This window comes from Oscillibacter sp. UBA6647 (genome assembly GCA_002455655.1).
Lineage (GTDB): Bacteria > Bacillota > Clostridia > Oscillospirales > Oscillospiraceae > Oscillibacter.
The window spans coordinates 1-13,868 of the sequence record DKLF01000125.1 but is presented as its reverse complement, the minus strand read 5'-3'; the positions used below and the strand labels follow the sequence as shown (position 1 = coordinate 13,868).

Here is a 13,868-nt window from a genome sequence, read left to right as displayed (position 1 = left end):
TATGCCGCCTCCCGCTGGAGCGGGGGAACCACCACGCAGATTGCCATTGCCCCTGCCGGGGCGGTCTACGCCGAGCGGGACTTCCTGTGGCGCGTTAGCTCCGCAACGGTGGAGCTGGAGACTTCGGATTTCACGCCCCTTCCGGACTACGAACGGTTTCTGTCCACTCTGCGGGGGACCATTCGACTGACCCATGGGGAAGAGGCGCTGGAGCTGAACCCCGGCAGCGTCCATCGGTTCGACGGCGGCGCGCCTACCCGCTCCGAGGGTATCTGCACGGACTTTAATCTGATGCTCCGCAAGGGGCGCTGCGCAGGACAGATGGTTTGTCTGCGGCTGGGCGAGGGCGGCGTGTGCCGCCTGAGCCAAACGGTGGAGGCGACGGCGGAAAAACGTGTTTTTCTGGTCTACTGCGCGGAGGGCGACGGCGAACTTTCGGCGGAGGGAACAGGCGTGCGCTTTGCCGCGGGCGAGGCGGCGCTGGCGGAGAACGCGGAACCGTTACTGCGATGCGCGTCAGCGTCCACATTCCTGATTTGCGAAATTGCCGAGATAGCCTGAGACAAATAATTAAGGAGGAAATGACCCATGGAATTTAAGACTGACATTGAAATTGCCCAGTCCACAGCCATGCTTCCCATCCAAGAGGTGGCCGCGAAGCTGGGTGTTGGGCAGGAGACGCTGGAGCCCTATGGCCATTACAAGGCGAAGCTGGATATTCACGCCCTGAAGGACCTGCCCCGCAAGGCGAAGCTGGTGCTGGTGACGGCCATCAGCCCCACCCCCGCGGGCGAGGGTAAAACCACCACCTCCGTGGGCCTTGCCGACGCGCTGAACCGGCTTGGCAAGAAGACCGTGGTCTGCCTGCGTGAGCCCAGCCTTGGCCCCGTGTTCGGCGTCAAGGGCGGCGCGGCTGGCGGCGGCTATGCCCAGGTGGTGCCCATGGAGGATATCAATCTCCACTTTACCGGAGATTTCCACGCCATCGGTGCGGCCAACAACCTGATGGCGGCGCTGCTGGACAACCACATTCAGCAGGGCAACGTGCTGGATATCGACGTGCGCAGAATCGTTTGGAAGCGTGCGGTGGATATGAACGACCGCCAGCTCCGCCACATCATCTGCGGCCTTGGCGGCAAGGCCAGCGGCGTGCCCCGCGAGGACGGGTTTGAGATTACCGTGGCCTCCGAAATCATGGCCGTGCTGTGCCTGGCCCAGAATCTGGAGGACATGAAGGAAAGACTTGCCAAGATGGTGGTGGCTTATACCCGGGACGAAAAGCCCGTCACGGCCCACGACCTCCACGCCGAGGGCGCTATGGCCGCCCTGCTGAAGGACGCCATTAAGCCCAACCTGGTCCAGACGCTGGAGCACACTCCCGCGCTGATCCACGGCGGACCCTTTGCCAACATTGCCCACGGCTGCAACTCCATTCAGGCCACCCAGACGGCCATGAAGCTCAGCGAGTACACCGTCACCGAGGCGGGCTTTGCCGCCGACCTTGGCGCGGAGAAGTTTTTGGACATCAAGTGCCGCGCAGGCGGGTTCCATCCCGACGCGGTGGTGGTGGTGGCCACCGTCCGTGCTCTGAAGTATCACGGCGGCGTTGCCAAGGCCGATCTGAATAATGAAAATCTGGAAGCTCTGGAAAAGGGCCTGCCCAACCTCCTTCAGCATGTGGAGAACGTGACCAAGGTTTATGGCCTGCCCTGCGTGGTGGCGATCAACGCTTTCCCCACCGATACTGCCGCAGAGCTGAAAATGGTGGAAGACAAGTGCCGCGAGCTTGGCGTCAACGTGGCCCTCAGCGAGGTGTGGGCCAAGGGCGGCGAGGGCGGCGAAGCCCTTGCGCAGGAGGTCATGCACCTGTGCGAGCAGCCCAACAACTTCCAGTTTGTCTATGACGCGGAGGCGGGCATTGAGGAGAAGCTCAACGCCATTGCCACCAAGGTCTATCGCGCCGACGGCGTGGTGCTTGCTCCCGCCGCCAAAAAGCAGATGCAGCAGCTCACCGAGCTGGGCTTTGACAAACTGCCTATCTGCATGGCAAAGACCCAGTTCTCCTTCTCCGACGACGCTGGGAAGCTGGGCGCGCCCCGTGGCTTCAAGATCACCGTGCGGGACCTGAAGGTGAACGCCGGCGCGGGCTTCCTGGTGGCCAAGACCGGCGATATCATGACCATGCCGGGCCTGCCCAAGGTTCCCTCCGCCGACCGCATTGACGTGGACGCACAGGGAAGAATTTCCGGCCTGTTTTAAACCGCATTTCCCGGCGGAGCCAATTGGCTCCGCCGGGGTACGCGCCCTCTTTTTAGAGGCATTTTAAAAGAAGCTTCCCGGTTCGTGCGCGGGAGCGAAAGGGGACAGGATATGCTGAATCCCGCTGAATTTTTAGAAAAGTATACCGAGATTGGTGAAAAAAAGGCTTCGTCCGGTGTAAAAAAGCTGCTGCTGGCAGGAATATTGGCGGGCTTTGCCATTGGAATCGGCAGCGCAGTGACTGCCGCAGCCAGCTATTCCGTTGAAAGTGCATCCATTGCAAAGCTTATCAGCGGGGTTCTGTTTCCGCTGGGGCTGATTATGGTGTTGATGACCGGAGCGGAGCTGTTCACCGGAAACTGCCTGATGCTGATTTCCATTCGGGAACGGCGCATTCGTGTGGGCGGAATGGTCCGAAACCTTGTGCTGGTGTACCTTGGCAACTTTGTCGGGTCGGTACTGCTGGCGTGGGCGCTGCGAACGTTCAGTGGTCCGCATATGGCCGACGGGCTGGTGCTGAAAATGATTTCCACCGCCGCTGCAAAATGCTCGTTTACATTTACCGAAGCATTGGGCCTTGGCATTTTATGCAATATTCTGGTGTGTACGGCCGTGATGATGGCCTTGTGCGCAGAGGATTCTGTGGGCCGTGCTGTGGGCGTGTTTGGCCCTGTCTGCTGCTTTGTGATCTGTGGGTTCGAGCACTGCGTGGCCAATATGTATTACATCCCCGCAGGTTTGTTGGCGCTGACGCTGCCCGGCGCCGGTGCGGTTGTGACAGCGGCCGGTCTGGATATCTCAGCCCTGACCTGGGGAAACTTCCTGCTGGGTAATCTTTTGCCGGTGACTATCGGGAATCTTTTGGGCGGTCTTGCCTTCGCATGGCTGCTTTGGTCGGCACACCATAAAAAGTCCGCGTAAGTCCAATTTTTCGGACGAGGCCCGGACATCACTCCGGAGCTGATGCTCCGCACACCCCGTTTCCAAGCCCTTGAAAATGCGGAGCATTTTCGGGGAAGAGGAGGAGCGGCAAAATGAACGAGCTTTGGCCGAAAGGCCGAAGCGAGGGATATGGAGCCTGCTCCGACGACAGAGTAGGGCCAGCGCGTTAAGTGCCGACGGATGGGAGTCGCCGTTGGACGAAGGGGCCAAGCCCCGCGTTGCTGAACCCGCATCCGCTGCCACAAAGAAGGAAATATTTCCTCCCAAGTGGCAACTGCCGAAACCAAGCGACTGCTTGGTTGGGCCGTTTTTCTCACATAAAGGAGGAATTTAATATGAAAAAGCAAAAGACATCCATGTTGGTGACCCTTGGTATGTTGGTGGCCATCGAAATTGTACTCTCCCGGTTCTGCTCTATTCCCGCGTGGAACTTTAAAATCGGCCTTGGGTTTGTCCCCGTGGTTGTGGCGGCGGTGCTGTACGGCGCCGTACCGGCGGCAGTTGTGGGCGGTCTGGGCGATTTTCTGGGGGCCATTATGTTCCCCATCGGGCCTTATTTCCCCGGATTTACGCTCACTGCCGCACTGACGGGTCTGGTGTGGGGCGTGTTCCTGCACAAGCGGCAGACCATGGCCCGCATCGGCGGCGCCGTGGCGGTGAATCAACTGATACTGAGCCTGCTTTTGAACACGCTGTGGATTTCCGTGCTGTACGGTTCGCCCTACGGTCCCCTGTTCCTCACCCGGACCATCTCCACCGCCGTGATGATTGCGGCACAGGTAGTGACCATCGGCCTGATGACAAAGGTGCTGGGGCACTTCGGAAAGAAGGCCACCGTATGAACCTTTCCCAGGCGCTGGAATTTATCCATGCCACGTCCTGGCAGGGAAGCCGTCTGGGGCTGGAGCGCATTGAAGAACTGATGGAACTGCTGGGCAATCCCCAAAAGCGCCTGAAGTTCATCCATGTGGCGGGGACCAACGGAAAGGGCTCCGTGTGTGCCATGCTTTCAGAGATTTTGACCCGGGCGGGCTATACCACCGGGCTTTACACCTCGCCTCACCTCTTTCGCATCAACGAGCGTATGAAGGTGAACGGAACGGATATCTCCGACGAAGAGCTGACCGATCTTGCCCGGCAGGTGAAGCCGCTGGTGGACGGGATGTCCGACCAGCCCACGGAATTTGAGCGGATTACCGCTATGGCCTTGCTGTATTTTCAGCAGAAGAACTGCGACGTGGTGGTTCTTGAGGTGGGGCTTGGAGGACGGCTGGATTCCACCAATGTTATCGGCGCGCCGGATGCGGCGGTGATTACCCACATTGCGCTGGAGCATACTGATGTGCTGGGAGATACCCTTGCAAAAATTGCAGGGGAGAAGGCGGGCATCATTAAGCCGGGCGCGGAGGTGGTACTCTCCGGGCAGACGGACGAGGTAGAGGCCGTGGTGCGCGGTGTTTGCGGGCAGCAGGGCTGCACCCTGCGGACGACGGATTCCACCGCCCAAACGCTGCTTGCCCATGATCTGGACGGGCAGACCTTTGACTATAGGGACCGAAAGGATCTTCGTCTGCGGTTGATTGGAAACTATCAATATCAAAACGCCGCCGTGGCGCTGGACACCGTGGACGTGCTGCGGGAGCGGCGGGGATACAGCATTCCGGAGTCCGCTGTGCGGGAAGGACTTTTGGCCGTGACTTGGCCGGGCCGGTTTGAAATTCTCCAAAAAAATCCGCTGGTGCTGGTGGACGGGGCTCACAACCCGGACGGGGTGCGGGAACTTTCCGGGTGCCTTGAAGCTTATTTGCCCGGGCGGAAGCTGACGATGCTGATGGGCGTGATGGCGGACAAGGATTACGACGATATGATTCTCACCGTGGCGCCGTTTGCAAAAGAGTTTATTGCCGTGACGCCTGAGAGCGAGCGGGCGCTTTCATCCGAGGCGCTTTGTGCGAGAATTGCGGAGCTTACCGGGCTTCCCGCCCGGAGCGGCGGCGACGTGAAAAGCGGCATGGCCATGGCGATGGACGGGAAGGGACCGGAGGACATCGTCTGTGCCTTTGGCTCGCTGTATCAGGTGGGCGAGGTACGCGCCTTCTTCGGACGGACGGACTGACAAACAGCGGCGCGGAGATACGCGGCGCTTGCGAGTAACTGGGGGCAGGCCGTGGCGGCCTGCCCCTGTTCGCTGTTTTGCCAATACAAATATAGCTGGCGCGGGGCGACGAAACCGTGATATAATATAGCTTGAAGAACAAAGCCTTGAAATGGCTTTTTGAAGGGAAGGGATGGGCCAATGCCGAAAATCGAGGTACAGATGTTTGATATTCCCTGCGTGAAGCTGGACGGGGTGGAGGTTTCCTTCCCCTTCAAGCGGGTAGACGCGCTGTTTTACTACCTGATCTGCCGCAAAAGCGCCACAAGGCAGGAGTTGGTGGAGCTTTTGTGGGAGGATTGCACGGAGGAGGTGGGCTATAAAAACCTTCGCCACACCATTTACACTCTGCGCAAGATTTTGGGGTCCGACTTGATTTTGACCACGCAAAAGACGGAGGTGCGGCTGAACCCGGAGCGGGAATTATCTTCTGACCTGGACCGATGCGGCGAGGGCGAAGCCATAGACAAGGAACGCTTTTTGAGGGGCTTTACCGTGAAAAACGCGCCTAATTTCAACGCATGGGTAGATCAGGTGCGAGAGCAGATGGCCGCCCGAACCCTCAGCGACCTTTCTGACGGAGCGGCCGAGGCCCGAGCCGCGGGCGATCTTGGCAGGGCGGAGCGGTTGAGTCTTGAATATCTCAGCCGGGACGGGCTGGACGAGAAAATGGTCATGTTTCTGATGGAGCTTTATCAGCAGGAGGGGCGGTATTACAAGGCGGCAAACCTTTATCAGCGGCTGAAAGACAAGCTGGCCGAGGAGCTGGGCATCACGCCGCTGCACGAGACAGCCGCGCTGTACTATGAAATTGTAAACCAATGGAACCGTACCACCGAGGACGCGCCCAGCCGCCCCGGGCCGGAGATGACCGCCAGCCGCGCTGCGCTGGTGCGGAAAATGCAGGAGCGGTATCGGCTGTTTCAGGAGGGGTACGAGGTTTCCTCTCTGCTGTTTTACGGCGAGGCTGGCAGCGGCAAAAGCTATCTTCTGCAATCCTTTTTACGAGGTGGGGATTTTTCCGACGCGCTGGTGCTGAAGGGCGGCTGTTCCCAGCGGCAGGCGGGGGTGTATCTGGAACCGTGGAAAAACGTGATGCTTTCCGTGGCGGAGGAGATGGCCCGGCGGAACGTGCAGATTCCCGAAACCACCCGCCGCACCATTGCCCGGGTGTTCCCGGTCTTTTCCGACGGGGAAGAGGCCCGGCGGGAACCCGGCGAGTTCAAGCAGAACCGCTGCGGCGCGCTGGTGACGGACGCGGTGGCATTGCTGCTGTCGCTGGCGGCCCACCGGCGGAAAATTCTGCTGGTGTTTGAGGATTTGCAGTGGATGGATTCGGCCAGTCAGGACCTGCTCAGTCAGGTGGTGCGCAGGCTGGGCGGAACCCAGCTTCTGTTGCTTGCAACAAGCTGGACGCTGAATGTGGACGTGAATTTTATGCTGGACGAGTCGGCGCTGGAGCGGGTATGCATCCCCTGTCTCACTCGGGAAGAGACGGACGAATATCTGGACGCGGTGCTGGGCGGGGATTTGCCTGTTCCCCTGCGGGGCCGCATTTACGAGGCCACGGGCGGCAATCCCCGGCTGCTGGCGGCGGCTGTTGAAAATCTGCGGGGCAAGGAGCCTTCGGAGAACACGCTGCCAGACGAGGGCGGCATTCTTCGCCAGCGGATGGCGGGCCTGAGCACTCAGGCGCTGCACCTTGCAAATGTTTTGGCTCTGTTTGAGGACAAAACTCCCTGCCGCCTGCTCTCTGAAATTACCGGCTATCAGACCGCGCAGCTTTACGCCCTCTCCGTGGAGCTGGAGGAGCACTCCCTCATCGGGGAGCGGCTTGCAGACGGGGAGAGCTATCTGGAGTTTCTCCATCCCCATATGCGGGAGGCGCTGTATCAGGCACAGTCCTATTTCCAGCGTCAGCCCCTGCACTTGAAAATTGCAGAATGCCTGCGGGAAACCGTGCAGGAGGGGGATGCGGCCGGGCTTAGTCGGGCCGCGGCCCACTACCGCGCGGGAGGAGACGGACAGAGGGCCTTTCATTGTGAGGTCGAGGCGCTTTACTGGCGGACGGGGCGGAGCTGCGAAATTCCGCCGCTGGCAACAGTGGATGCGCCTGTTCCGTCTCCGCTGCCAGTGGGAGTCACGGCGGAGGACGAGGTGAAGCGGCTGGAGCAGGAGCTGGAGCGGCTGCGCCGCCAGCTTCCGCCGGAGGAGAAAGAGACGCTGCTGGGGCCGGAACGGCTGCTTTTGTGCGCCAAGGCGCGGACGATGATTTACGCTGGGCAGTATCAGGAGGGGCTGGCCGTCACCGACGACCTGCTCCGGGCTTTGACGCCATGCGCCCCAGAGGACACGGAGCTGCTGCTGTGGGCGCTGCGCCAGAGAATCACCTATCATATCAAGACCGATCAGGCCGCGCCGGAATATATTGTCCGGGGTCTTGAAATTGCGGAGGAATCGGGCCTGAGACGCCAGCGGGCTTGCTATTTGCTGCTGCGGGGCATTGACTTTTGCAAGGAGGGAAGCTATAAAAGCTGCGACTATTTCCTCCGGCAGGCATTGGAGACGATTGACCACCCGGAGCGCTATCCCATGTTTTGCGCCTATGTGGGGGCATGGCAGGGAGAGTGGAAGCGCCGCCAGAAGGATTTCGCCGGGGCCTGCGCGTTTTATCAGGCGGCGGAGGACCGGACCGAGGGATTGGAGCCATGGCCGGGCAGCGGCTTTTTGCTTGCTTGTCATGCCCGATCCGCAATGGCGATGGGAGATCACGAAAAAGCCCGGCTGCTGCTGGACCGGGCAATGGGGGCTTTTGCAAAAACCGGGGAACTTTCTGGCAGGGGACTGACGGAGGCTTACACTGCCTATTACGCCGCGCAGGATGGGAGTTATGCCCGGGCGGTGGAGCTGCTGGCGGCCTCATGGGACTCGGCAAGCCGTCTCAGCTCTTTGGTGGAGCAGGGCATTCGGGACAGCGTGCTGGCCCGGCTGCGCCGGGAGCTGGATCAGAACCATATCTTTGACAACGAGCTGGACCGCTATCTATACCGCCCGCTGGATATTTATTGTCATAGAGGAATGCAGCGGCTTCGGGGCGTGAAGGGTGCGTATGAATTTGACGAGCTGGAAGACTGCCTGAAATACAGTATTCGGCAGGCAAAGCCCCTGACGGTGGAGAACCTTTACAGCAAAAACAAGAACTTTATGACGGAGTGACGCAGGCGCATAAAAGCAGGCCCGGAAAGTCAAAGACTTTCCGGGCCTGCCGATTTTTTATAAAGCGCCCCGCCAAGCGGTAAAGCGTTGCATGGAGCTTATTTCAGGGTATAAGTCGAACACTTAGAACCGGACGACCTCGCCCTGCTTGATGACGGTATCCACCAGATTTGCACCCAGCCGGTAGCAAATGTAGTCCAGATCCGGCGCGTCCCACACCAGCAGGTCGCCCTGTTTTCCGACCTCCACAGAACCAAGCCGGTCGGCCCGACGGACAGCTGCCGCGCCGTTGAGGGTGACGGCGGTGAGGACCTCCTCCGGCGTGAGGCGGTATTTCAGACAGGCAATGTTCATGGCAAGCTGCAAATTGGCGCTGGGGCAGGAGCCGGGGTTGAAGTCCGTGGACACCGCCACGGCGACCCCTGCGTCCAGCATGGCCCGGGCGGGGGCAAAGGTGGCCCCCAGATAGAAGCTGGTGCCGGGAAGCAAGCAGGCAATCACACCGCCCTTGGCGAGGCTTTCAATGCCTGCCTCCGGGCAGACGATGAGATGCTCTGCAGAAATGGCACCGATTTCGCCTGCAAGCTGGGACCCGCCGATGGGATCAATTTCGTCGGCGTGAATTTTGGGAATCAGACCGTGGGCCTTGGCAGCCTCCAGAATCCGGCGGGACTCCTCGGCGGTGAACACGCCCGTTTCGCAGAACACGTCGCAGAATTCGGCAAGCTGCTCCCGGGCGACGGTGGGGATCATCTCCTCGCACAAAAGGCGGAGATACCCTTCCCGGTCCCCTTTGAACTCTTCGGGCACGGCGTGGGCCCCCATAAACGTGGGGACCACCTCCACCTTATGCGTCTCATTCAGGCGGTGAATGACCCGTAACTGCTTATACTCGTCCTCGGGGGTCAGGCCATAGCCGCTTTTGGCCTCGCAGGTGGTGACGCCCATGCGCAGCATGTCGTCCAGCACCTTGGCGGCCTTGTCCGTCAGTTCCTCCTCGGAGGCGGCGCGGGTGGAGCGGACGGTGGAGAGAATGCCGCCGCCCTGAGCCAGGATTTCAAGATAGCTCACGCCGTGGAGCTTCATTCCCAGTTCGTTTTGCCGCCAGCCGCCGAAAATCAGGTGGGTGTGGGCGTCCACAAGACCGGGCGTGACCAGACGGCCCTCCGCGTCCACCACCTCCGCGCCGTCGGAGAGTTCGGCGGGAACTGTGCCCTCGCCCACGGCGGCAATCAGCCCGTCCTTTACAAGAACGTAGGCGTTCTTCAGCATTGTGATTTCTCCCTGCTCCTTGCCCCGCCTTGGGCTGGAACCGGTGGGGGTGGCCAGCAGGCCGATGTTTTTTACCAGCAGATTTGCCATAGGGCAGCCTCCTTTATAAAATGTGGGAAAAGGGGCCTCTTTACAAAGGCCCCTTTTCAGGTTTTGATTAAAAATTACTTCGCGCCCTGAAGAGCCTCGCGGATGAGCGTGTCATCGTTTTCCGCCTCATAGGGCAGAGTGATATGGTCCTGACCGTTGTACATCTCGTTGTACTCCATCACGGTGGACATAGCGTTTTCGTTGCGGGCCCAAGAGCGGCGGGCCACACCCACCATGGTATCCCAGGGCATGGACATCCGCAGAATGGTATCCACCGTCTCGCTGCCGTCCAGCACCATGCCGAAGCCGCCGTTGATGGCCTTGCCGATGCCGGTGCCGCCGCCGTTATGCAGGGCGATGAGACTCATGCCACGGGCGGCGTTGCCTGCGTAGCACTGGGTGGCCATTTCGGCCATGATATTGGAGCCGTCCTTGATGTTGGAAGTCTCCCGGAAGGGGGAGTCGGTTCCGCCGGTGTCGTGGTGGTCACGGCCCAGCATCACGGGGCCGATTTCGCCGTTGCGGACCATCTCGTTGAACTTCAGGGCCAGGTTCATGCGGCCCATGGCATCCTGATAGAGAATGCGGCACTGGGTTCCAACCACCATCTTGTTCTTCTTCGCGTCCCGGACCCAGACATAGTTGTCGTAGTCCTGATAGCGGCGGTTGTGCGCCTGAATATACTCGGCCGCGGCCGCGTCGGTCTTGTCCAGATCCTCGGGCTTGCGGCTCAGGCAGCACCAGCGGAAGGGGCCGTAGCCATAGTCAAACAGGAAGGGCCCCAGAATGTCCTCCACGTAGGACGGGAAAATGAAGCCGTCCAGATCGTTTTCGCCGTTTTTGCAGATGCTCTTCACGCCTGCGTCGTACACGGCCTTGAGGAAGCTGTTGCCATAGTCGAAGAAGTAGGTTCCCCGCTCGTGGAGCTTGCAGACCATTTCATAGTGGTGGCGCAGCGTCTCGTCCACCAGCTTGCAGAAGCCCTCGGGGTCCTTGTCCAGCATCTCGGTGCGCTGCTCGAAGGTCAGGCCCTGGGGGCAATAGCCTCCGTCGTAGGGGACGTGGCAGGAGGTCTGGTCACTGAGCAGGTCCACATGGACGTTCTTCTCATAGAGGAACTCCAGCAGGTCCACCACGTTGCCGTGGTAGGCAATGGCGCAGGGGGTCTTGTCTGCCAGATGCTTTTTGGCAATGGCCAGCGTCTCTTCCAGATTGTCGGACTTCTCGCTGACCCAGCCCTGGGTATAGCGGGTCATGATACGGGACATATCCACCTCGGCAATAATGGAGACAGCGCCGGCAATCTCCGCCGCCTTGCCCTGCGCGCCGCTCATGCCGCCAAGGCCTGCGGTGACGAACAGACGGCCCGCCAGATTCCCGTCGGTAGGAATGCCCAGCTTCAGGCGGCCTGCGTTGAGCAGGGTGTTGAAGGTGCCGTGGACGATACCCTGCGGCCCGATATACATCCAGCCGCCTGCGGTCATCTGTCCATAGTTTGCCACGCCGATGGCGGCGGCGCGGTTGAAGTCCTTCTGGTTGTCGAACATGCCAACCATCAGACCGTTGGAAATAATGCAGCGGGGAGCGCCCTTGTGAGAGTGGAACAGGCCCAGAGGATGGCCGCTCATCACAACAAGGGTCTGCTGGTCGGTCATGACCTCCAGATATTTCTTGATGAGACGGTACTGCATCCAGTTCTGGCAGACCTGACCGGTTTCGCCGTAGGTTACCAGCTCGTAGGGGTACAGGGCCACGTCAAAGTCCAGATTGTTCTCGATCATTACCTGAAAGGCCTTGCCCTCCACGCAGTTGCCCTTGTACTCGTCGATGGGCTTGCCGTGCATGCGGCCCTGAGGACGGAAGCGGTAGCCGTAAACCCGGCCGTGCTCCTCCAGCTCCCGGGCAAATTCCTTTGCCATCTGGGCGTGGTGGTCCGGGTGAATATACCGCAGAGCGTTGCGGATGGCAAGCTCCTTGTCGGCCTGTGTCAGATGAGCTTCCCGGCGGGGTGCGCGGCGGATACCCTCCTCAAAAGAGGGATACTCGGGCAGATCATAGTCCAATTTCACCGTCATAGCTTTGTCAACGTCAAAGGTAGCCATGCTTGTTCCTCCTGAAAATTGAATTCTGCCGACCGGAAATCCTCCGGCCCGGGCAGTCAAGGATTTACTCTTACAATCGCATTCTAACATGCATATTTTAAAAAATCAACAAAAATCATAAAAACCAAATAAAAAATTTAGTAGTTTTCACCAAATTAAAGCAGTATTGCGACAATTCACTGCCAAGGCATCGCATCAGTGGGGAAAAGCGCCATGCGAGCATGGGCTTACGAGTACAATTATAGGCGCTTCGCGTTGAATTCGCGTCAAAAAAAGTGGACGGACAGTGGGAAAAGGGCCGAATGTGAACACAGAAAGGGAATAGTGGTTGCACGGCGTTGTTTTTTTTGCTATTGTACAAGTGTTATGAAAGAATCGGGGGGCGCGGCTGCGTGGCCCCGAAAACCGGGACGGATAAAGGAGTGAAACGCGATGGATCAGATTATGGAGTGCATCCCGAATTTCAGCGAGGGACGGGATTTTGAAAAGGTGGAAAAAATTGCGGGGGCCTTTCGGGCGAAGGAGGCTGTAAAGCTGCTGGATTACAGCACGGATAAGGACCATAACCGCTGCGTGATTACCGCCGTGGGCAGCCCGGAGGCGCTGCGTGACGCGGTGATTGAGGCCATTGGCATCGCCGTGTCGCTGATTGATTTGACAACGCACGACGGGCAGCATCCCCGCATGGGGGCGGCGGATGTGGTGCCCTTTGTCCCCGTGCGGGGCTGCACGCTGGAGGATGCGGACCGCATCGCAAAGGAAACTGCCGCTGCCGTGGCGGACCGGTATGCCCTGCCGGTGTTTCTCTATGAAAAGTCCGCCTCCGCGCCCCACCGGGAGAATCTGGCCGCCATCCGCAAGGGCCAGTTTGAGGGGATGGCGGAGAAAATGAGAAATCCCCTGTGGCGGCCGGACTTCGGCCCGGACACCGTCCATCCCACGGCGGGCGTGACGGCCATCGGTGCGCGGATGCCTCTGGTGGCCTTCAACATCAATTTGGATACGCCCGATTTGCGCATTGCCGACGAAATCGCCCACCGCATCCGCCACATCAACGGCGGTTTCCGGTTTGTGAAGTCCATGGGCGTGCTGCTGGAGGACCGGAACATTGCTCAGGTTTCCATAAATATGACGGATTATACCAAAACCTCCCTCTACCGCGTGTTTGAGACGGTGAAGATGGAGGCCCGGCGCTGGGGCGTGAGCGTGGTGGGCAGCGAGATTATCGGACTGACGCCCATGGCCGCTTTGGTGGACTGCGCGGAATACTACCTGCGCATAGAGAATTTTCGCATGGACCAGATTTTGGAGACGCGGCTGTAAGGGCGCCATAGAGGAAGAAATCAGACGGCTGCCCGCCAAAGCGGGTGGCCGTCATCTATGTTTTTTACGCGTTCTATATGGCCGCTGCGGCGATTTCTCTTCCCTTTCGACAAAAACTGTGCTAAACTGATAAACAATGACTTCTGCGGAAAGGAGACGGTTGTATGGTTTTCCAACAGCGCCTGGAGCAGGCGCAAAAGCAAATATTGACGCAGGCCATGCTGCAATCGCTGCATTGTCTGCAAATGCCGTCTTTGGAGCTGCGGGAATTTTTGCATGAAGCGGCGCTCTCTAATCCCCTTCTGGAGGTGGAGGATGCGCCTCACGACGGGCCTCGTCCGGAGACGATGGAGGCGGCCCCTGAGACGGATTTGCCTATTGAGCGGCGGGAGCAGCTTATTTGGGAGGGCGGCGGCGGACTTTCGGATTTCACCTCCTGCCTGACCCGCCCCCAGACCTTTTCAGAATATCTGGACGCCCAATTGGGCCAGTCTGCGCCGCTGGACGGA

General features: G+C 59.5%; 9 protein-coding genes, 1 pseudogene and 1 riboswitch. Of the genes and pseudogenes, 8 read left to right on the top strand and 2 right to left on the bottom strand.

Annotated elements, in window-relative coordinates; translation table 11 throughout:
* The 6 genes from B2W96_RS09225 to B2W96_RS09200 form a co-directional block, all read left to right on the top strand.
* A partial coding sequence (locus B2W96_RS09225) for a HutD family protein (protein ID WP_293009997.1) occupies window positions 1-561 on the top strand: 561 nt, incomplete at its 5' end.
* A 27-nt stretch (window positions 562-588) separates the two neighbouring features.
* A complete protein-coding gene (locus tag B2W96_RS09220) occupies window positions 589-2,259 on the top strand; it encodes a formate--tetrahydrofolate ligase (RefSeq protein WP_293009996.1) in 1,671 nt (556 codons plus the stop codon).
* Window positions 2,260-2,370: 111 nt separating this feature from the next.
* Window positions 2,371-3,180, top strand: a complete 810-nt coding sequence (locus B2W96_RS09215; protein WP_293009995.1) for a formate/nitrite transporter family protein — start codon at window positions 2,371-2,373, stop codon at window positions 3,178-3,180.
* A gap of 167 nt (window positions 3,181-3,347) precedes the next feature.
* Window positions 3,348-3,442, top strand: a riboswitch (THF riboswitch).
* 94 nt (window positions 3,443-3,536) lie between these two features.
* Window positions 3,537-4,043 (top strand): folate family ECF transporter S component, encoded by a 507-nt coding sequence (locus B2W96_RS09210; RefSeq protein WP_293009994.1) that lies wholly within the window; start codon window positions 3,537-3,539, stop codon window positions 4,041-4,043.
* Complete coding sequence (locus tag B2W96_RS09205) at window positions 4,040-5,317, top strand: bifunctional folylpolyglutamate synthase/dihydrofolate synthase (protein ID WP_293009993.1); 1,278 nt, start codon at window positions 4,040-4,042, stop codon at window positions 5,315-5,317. Before B2W96_RS09210 ends, B2W96_RS09205 begins: the two co-directional genes overlap by 4 nt.
* Before the next feature lie 180 nt (window positions 5,318-5,497).
* Window positions 5,498-8,572 (top strand): AAA family ATPase, encoded by a 3,075-nt coding sequence (locus B2W96_RS09200; RefSeq protein WP_293009992.1) that lies wholly within the window; start codon window positions 5,498-5,500, stop codon window positions 8,570-8,572.
* Window positions 8,573-8,695: 123 nt separating this feature from the next.
* Here the strand turns inward: B2W96_RS09200 and hutI are convergent, their stop codons facing one another.
* Window positions 8,696-9,934 carry an imidazolonepropionase gene (gene hutI / locus B2W96_RS09195; protein ID WP_293009991.1) on the bottom strand — a complete coding sequence of 413 codons (1,239 nt, stop codon included), beginning with the start codon at window positions 9,932-9,934 and terminating at the stop codon, window positions 8,696-8,698.
* Window positions 9,935-10,008: 74 nt separating this feature from the next.
* Complete coding sequence (locus B2W96_RS09190) at window positions 10,009-12,036, bottom strand: urocanate hydratase (RefSeq protein ID WP_293009990.1); 2,028 nt, start codon at window positions 12,034-12,036, stop codon at window positions 10,009-10,011.
* Between the two features lie 432 nt (window positions 12,037-12,468).
* Here B2W96_RS09190 and ftcD point away from each other — a divergent pair, with 432 nt between their 5' ends.
* Together ftcD and B2W96_RS09180 are read left to right on the top strand one after the other, a co-directional pair.
* Window positions 12,469-13,359 (top strand): glutamate formimidoyltransferase, encoded by an 891-nt coding sequence (ftcD, locus tag B2W96_RS09185; RefSeq protein WP_293009989.1) that lies wholly within the window; start codon window positions 12,469-12,471, stop codon window positions 13,357-13,359.
* A 164-nt stretch (window positions 13,360-13,523) separates the two neighbouring features.
* A pseudogene (locus tag B2W96_RS09180) lies at window positions 13,524-13,868 on the top strand (hypothetical protein); the annotation flags it as partial.

Coding starts and splice junctions, on each gene's coding strand:
- B2W96_RS09210 (WP_293009994.1), top strand. CDS start 3,537: ATGAAAAAGCAAAAGACATCCATGTTGGTGACCCTTGGTATGTTGGTG.
- B2W96_RS09220 (WP_293009996.1), top strand. CDS start 589: ATGGAATTTAAGACTGACATTGAAATTGCCCAGTCCACAGCCATGCTT.
- hutI (WP_293009991.1), bottom strand. CDS start 9,934: ATGGCAAATCTGCTGGTAAAAAACATCGGCCTGCTGGCCACCCCCACC.
- B2W96_RS09190 (WP_293009990.1), bottom strand. CDS start 12,036: ATGGCTACCTTTGACGTTGACAAAGCTATGACGGTGAAATTGGACTAT.
- B2W96_RS09205 (WP_293009993.1), top strand. CDS start 4,040: ATGAACCTTTCCCAGGCGCTGGAATTTATCCATGCCACGTCCTGGCAG.
- B2W96_RS09200 (WP_293009992.1), top strand. CDS start 5,498: ATGCCGAAAATCGAGGTACAGATGTTTGATATTCCCTGCGTGAAGCTG.
- B2W96_RS09215 (WP_293009995.1), top strand. CDS start 2,371: ATGCTGAATCCCGCTGAATTTTTAGAAAAGTATACCGAGATTGGTGAA.
- ftcD (WP_293009989.1), top strand. CDS start 12,469: ATGGATCAGATTATGGAGTGCATCCCGAATTTCAGCGAGGGACGGGAT.